The sequence below is a fragment of the Pseudomonas sp. AU12215 genome (genome assembly GCF_001675465.2).
GTDB lineage: Bacteria > Pseudomonadota > Gammaproteobacteria > Pseudomonadales > Pseudomonadaceae > Pseudomonas > Pseudomonas nitroreducens.
On record NZ_MACM02000042.1, the window covers coordinates 1 to 5,419 of the forward strand.

Below are 5,419 nucleotides of genomic sequence, written 5' to 3' on the forward strand. Positions count from 1 at the left end.
CAGCGCGGCGACCTGTTCGGCGCTGAGGCCGACGCCCAGTTGCAGTTGGAGGCTGTCCTTGTAGGCGATGGCGTTGTCCATCAGGGCGAGCCGGGGTTTGGCAACGCATGCGTTGCCCCGGCAAGCGCCCCGCCAGGGATGGCGGGGCCGGGGGTTCAGGAGAGTGCCGGAGTGCCGGAGTGGCGACAGGGACGTCGGCTCCGCGCTATCTGCATGTGTTTTGACTTGAGTTGTTAAAGAACGCACATCGGACGAACTTTCCAGTTCTGCTCGGCGCAGGTCGATGTCACCACTTCCGCCTGGCCGGTATCAAGCGTCCTTTTTGCCAGGAGCGCACAATGGTTTCACTCAGATGGTGGCACGCAATTTGGCGGTGGTTGGCAAGTCTTTTTCCTCGGCAATTCTCCGCACCGAAATCAGGTTGGCAGCGAACCCGACGCGGCACACCGGCACGCTCGCCGCGTAAGCCTGAGTGGGTCGTGGATGAATTGGTTCGCCTCAAGGCTTTGATGCCCAAGGCCGGCTATCGGCGTATCGCCGGTACCTTCAATCGCTTGCATGCCCAGCGGCGGCAGATGACGGTGAGCAAGTCGTTCGTGGCTTACACCTTGCGTCGAGAACGCTACGCGGTGGTATGCAAGCGGCGAGAACTGCGCAGACGCAGGCCTCGCTCACCAATTAGAAATGCTGTATCGGCGATGGACCTGACCGGCAAGCAGGATATCCACGGACAACAGCACACCCTGCTCGGCGTGATCGAGCACGGCACGCGGCGCTTGCTCGAACTGAAAGCCGTGCCGAACAAATCCGCCTGGACGCTGCTGGGCTATCTGTTTCTGGCGATTGGACGCTATGGAAAACCGCGCGCCTTGCGGACCGATAACGAGCGGATATTCACCGGTCGATTGTTTACTCAAGCGCTGAAATGGCTGGGCATTCGCCACCAACGCAGCGATGTCGGTTGCCCCTGGCAAAACGGCCGGATCGAGCGATTGTTTGGCACGCTGAAGCACAAACTCGACTGCTGGCGGGTACTGAATGGCGAACAACTTCAAGCGGCGCTGACGATTTTTTCGTTCTGGTACAACGCCGTTCGGCCGCATCAGAGCTTGAATGGACGAACGCCGTTGGAAGCCTGGAACGGCATCGATCCTTATCAGCGGAGACCGAAGCGGGTGGAGTGGTTCGAAGCCTGGGACGGATTGTTGAGCGGCTTTTACCTGAGCGGATAGCAGCCGGAGGATTTGCAGCGCTGGGAAGATCACCTGTCCACGAGACAGATGATGTCGGCTCGTCGCTCAGCGGGAAACGCAGGAAATCAGAGGAGAGACGCGAAGAAATTCAGTCGAAAATCCGACAAGCGGGAGGTAGTAGCAGGCGTTTTTGACGCCTAACCCACGAAAATCCTCCCGCCAATTAAGCAGGGAAATTGAATTGGACGCTTGGACGGGACAACGGGACAGTAAACTATGAAAAATCCCCATTCTCTAATGCCTCCGGGAGAAATTCAGCCCCCCGGCTAAGTATCTCCCTGAGGTCACCTGCACTAAGGTACAAATTTAAGGCGCGTGAATACACCACGAATTCGAGGCTTCGATCTTCAGCAACTGATATTTCCATGAACGGCTCTTTTTCTTCAGAAAAATAGACGCACAAATATGGATATTCACTATGAATATCACCAACTTTTTCGAATACAAGATCTTTCATTTAATTCTTCACCCCTCTAAACCCAATAAACTCACCATTTACCCCCCAACTAGCTGCCCGTCCATCAGGAAGAGTATAGGTTACCCATCCACCAGGATACCGACCACCCGCACCGGCAGTCCTAACGCCACCTTGGAGTATTTCTTGGATGGCGTTACCTGCCAACTCATTCAGCATGGCATCAGATCTATAAATCTGACGCAATTCCTGAGTAGAATTAAAGCCAAAGTACTCAGGATGTTTAGTTACCCCCCGACCAGCGGCACTAATAACTTGTCCACTTGTATATGGTTCTTTGGCCGACTGCCAAAACAAGCCCATTTCTCTCGCAGCATTTGCGGAAGGCAGGTACCGACCTGCCACCCCCAATGCCACTCCCAGACTTAGCTCACCCCAGAATCCAGGCTCCGTCAACATGTAGCCATAATGGTCGGGCAAAAAGGGGACAGATTTATTTTCTGCACTCTAATCCTGACTCACCAGCCAGTTTTAGAGTGGAAAAATAAATCTGTCCCTTTTTTCCCATGCCGGAGGAAGAACAGGAATTGGTGCGCGGCCTGCTCGATGCGGTGATCGTGAAACACCAAGTCGCTGGAGCCATCGCCCGTGCGGCAGCACCGGCAACGAAGGGGAAGGAATAACCAAAGAAGCGCGGGCTAACGGTGCGCGAACACCGAAAGCCCGCTAACCACAACCAGCTAACAAGGAGCTGACCATGGCTGACGCGCATCATACGTCACAGACCGCTATCCCTGAACGTCCCGTTTCTTCCCGGTTCATTCCGCTGGATACGGCCTCGCAACACAGCACCTACCCCCGCAATGCCACGCTGTACCTGAATTGGATGCACCCGCCGAAGCGTTGTATGACGCGGCGGAGTATCGATTGAAGTCGGTGATCGAATTGCTTTCGGTGCTGCGCCTGGGCGACCCAGAACAGAATTCGTTCTGCACGGTCAGCCGCTCGTTGTTGTTGCTGGCCTCCGATGCTTGGTCGTTGTATCAGGCGGATCATGAGCAACGGCGAGGGCGGTAAATCGCAGGCAATAAAAACCCCAGCTCGTTGGCTGGGGTTTTTCGTTTCACAGCGAGAGTTTTTATGTGCAGCGGCTAAGGGCTAAACGAAGGGCAAAGCCTATTTGATCAGGGGAGCTATCGGCTGAAACAACCACGTAGTCATCTTTAGATATCCCTTTTTCGCTCCAAGCCTCAAGCTTTTCGTGATGACTAGGCTGCATAACTATAGATCTACCCACCAACTCAACCGCACAGCTCTTCATATCTTTAAACATTGCCCGCTTCGTTTTATATCCAAATTCCTTCATAAGGCCGTTCACCCACTCGGCATACTCTGGAGCAACTCTCCCCATCAAATCGAAGAACTCCGGACAACTCTGCGGATCAACTTGCCGGCTAACCGAAACAGCCTCATAAATCGCAGAACCGATTTCACCATCCGAGGCTGAAGGCGACAGTAAATATTTTTTCCCTTCAGGATCAGGAAGGAAATTCCAATATCCCGAGTATGTCTCCAAAAACGTAAAGTCTTTATTTGACTTTACATAAACGAAAGACCTCTTATCTGGCTTGCTCATTGCATTCATTCCACCGTAGTTACAGTAACTTTCACACCCTGAGAATTACCATACTCTACCGCCCTATTTATTTGCGCCCATTGAGCAGGAGTAGTCCCTGACGGCACCGCGACACGAAGCTCGCGAGCGTTAATCATGCTGCTATTTAATGGGACATTACCTAGCGTATACGATTCAAACTTAGCAGCAGAATCAATATTCCCCTTAAGGGAAGAATATACTTGGCTAGGGTTAGCCAATTTAGCAGCAGTGGTTGTATCTAGAGTCTTAGCACTAATCGCCGTACCACTCGAAGCATCATAGAAGTCAAACGTCTTGAAGTTCGCCGGCAAACGCGAGCTGGCTGGCATCTGCGAAGCCAGGTAGTTCTCCCAGGGCATGCCCTGCCCTTGAATGCCCTCGCCCCACTTAATCCCCGCAGTAGCGTTGTTTACCGAACCAGTAGCCCCTTTTGCAACTCCACTAGTTCCCGCCAACCCACCATCAATGGCCAGCCCAACTTCAACCCCAAGCTTAGCAGCACTTGTGGCATTGTCCCGCACTACGCTTGCGCCCTGCCCTTGCATGGTGTGCAAGGCGTCCAGATAGCTCTTCATGCGCAGTTCTTCGGGTAGCGAGGCAACCGCACTCCAGGCACTCTGGATATCCTCGGCTGCGCAGCTTGGGCACTTTAACGTACCCATCAGCCATAGCGCACTTTTCGATGGCCCACTGGCTATACCCTCTAGTGCCAGCCCAAAGCCCGCCTGACTACCCTCACCCTTGGCATTCAGAACTTCAGCACTGTTAGCCGGGTCCCTTGCGTAGCTTGCGGGGTTCGCCAGTGCGATGTTTTCCAGGACTTTGGTCAGTGCATCCTTGTTCTTGAATAGCGCCTCCAGCCCCACTCGCTCGTTGTAGTAGTCCGTCTGGGTAACCTGGAAGAGATTGCTGTCAGGGCCTTTGCCCAGTTCCGTACGCAAGTATTGAGCGGCGCGGGCGGCGTTGATATCGGTGCCAGACAACGCCTGGTTCCAGCCGTTATCCACCATCATCGCGGCAGTGCTGAGCAGTTCCTTTTGCGCGGCCTCCTCGCTCAGTCCGTTGGCTTGGGCATAGCGTTTGACGCGCTCGGCATCGGAGGCAAATTTGATTTCATCCGGGTGCAATTGGCGGTTGTAGGCGGTCCCACTCTTGGCAATCTCTGCGCCCAGACTCACATCACCGTTGACCGCTGCTGCGGCAGCTAGACCGGCCAACTGCGAGGCCATCAGTTCCAGGTTCTGATCGCCTCCCACCATTTTCCCGAGCAGGTTGATCATGGCTTCGTTGGCGCCTGCCGCTGCCGCGCCAGTCTTGAAATCGCCCCCGGACACTTCGGCTAGTAAACCGCCCATCAGGGCGTGGGATAGGATTTTCTGCGGACTGCCGTCAGGGTACTTGACCGAATCGCCAATGAAATTGAAGCCCACCGCCATGCCCAGGTTGCGCGCCTGGCCAGCCATGGCATCCCCCAGATTGTCGATGTAACTACCGCCATAAGCGGCCTGCTGCATGACTGATTGGGCAAAGCCTTGTGCAATGCTGTAAGCAGCGAAACCACCGATACCTTCCGCTGTACTGAGATCAAACCCTTTTGTGACTTTGTTGATGTTGTCAGTGGATACGTCAAATGCCTTGTCCAACTGCGGACTGACGACATAGGCGGTTGCGGCCGCGATGGCATAACCCTTCAAGTTGTCTGAGCTTGTGGCGTATTTCAGCCCCTTACCAATATCTCCGCCGTTGTTGATTGTGCCTACGGCGAGGTTGCTGGCCATGGCGCCGTATAGCGGCCCCAAATATGCCGACGCAACAATGGCAATTATGAGCTGAGGCGCTGCACCCAACCCCGAATTACTGTACTTATACGAGTCGTGAATCTCCTTCACCGCCCGCCAATCCACATCGCCCCGCTTCTCGGCTTCCTTGATCCATGCGAGGTTAGGATCCGCCTGCACCATGGCATCGATGGCCTGGCTGACACTCTTCTGGTCGATGTGCTTGTAGTCGATCTTCAGGCCGTCCACAGCTTTGATGGCGATGTTGCCCTGGGCGATCATCTGGGTCTGGCGCAGCATCTCGTCGGTCTTGCCT

5 protein-coding genes are annotated in these 5,419 nt (G+C 54.5%); 2 read left to right on the plus strand and 3 right to left on the minus strand.

Annotated elements, in window-relative coordinates; translation table 11 throughout:
* Window positions 1-479 precede the first annotated feature (479 nt).
* Window positions 480-1,232 (plus strand): integrase core domain-containing protein, encoded by a 753-nt coding sequence (locus tag A9513_RS10610; RefSeq protein ID WP_065327384.1) that lies wholly within the window; start codon window positions 480-482, stop codon window positions 1,230-1,232.
* 235 nt (window positions 1,233-1,467) lie between these two features.
* Here A9513_RS10610 and A9513_RS35435 read toward each other — a convergent pair whose 3' ends face one another.
* A complete protein-coding gene (locus A9513_RS35435; protein ID WP_128082494.1) occupies window positions 1,468-1,710 on the minus strand; it encodes a hypothetical protein in 243 nt (80 codons plus the stop codon).
* Between the two features lie 885 nt (window positions 1,711-2,595).
* On the opposite strand from A9513_RS35435, the gene A9513_RS36015 reads away from it, so the two are divergent.
* Window positions 2,596-2,745 (plus strand): hypothetical protein, encoded by a 150-nt coding sequence (locus A9513_RS36015; protein WP_176707231.1) that lies wholly within the window; start codon window positions 2,596-2,598, stop codon window positions 2,743-2,745.
* Between the two features lie 61 nt (window positions 2,746-2,806).
* Here the strand turns inward: A9513_RS36015 and A9513_RS34780 are convergent, their stop codons facing one another.
* Window positions 2,807-3,304, minus strand: a complete 498-nt coding sequence (locus tag A9513_RS34780) for a contact-dependent growth inhibition system immunity protein (protein WP_083196088.1) — start codon at window positions 3,302-3,304, stop codon at window positions 2,807-2,809.
* Window positions 3,305-3,309: 5 nt separating this feature from the next.
* The coding region (locus tag A9513_RS36290; RefSeq protein ID WP_218060700.1) for a DUF637 domain-containing protein at window positions 3,310-5,419 on the minus strand (2,110 nt) is incomplete at its 5' end.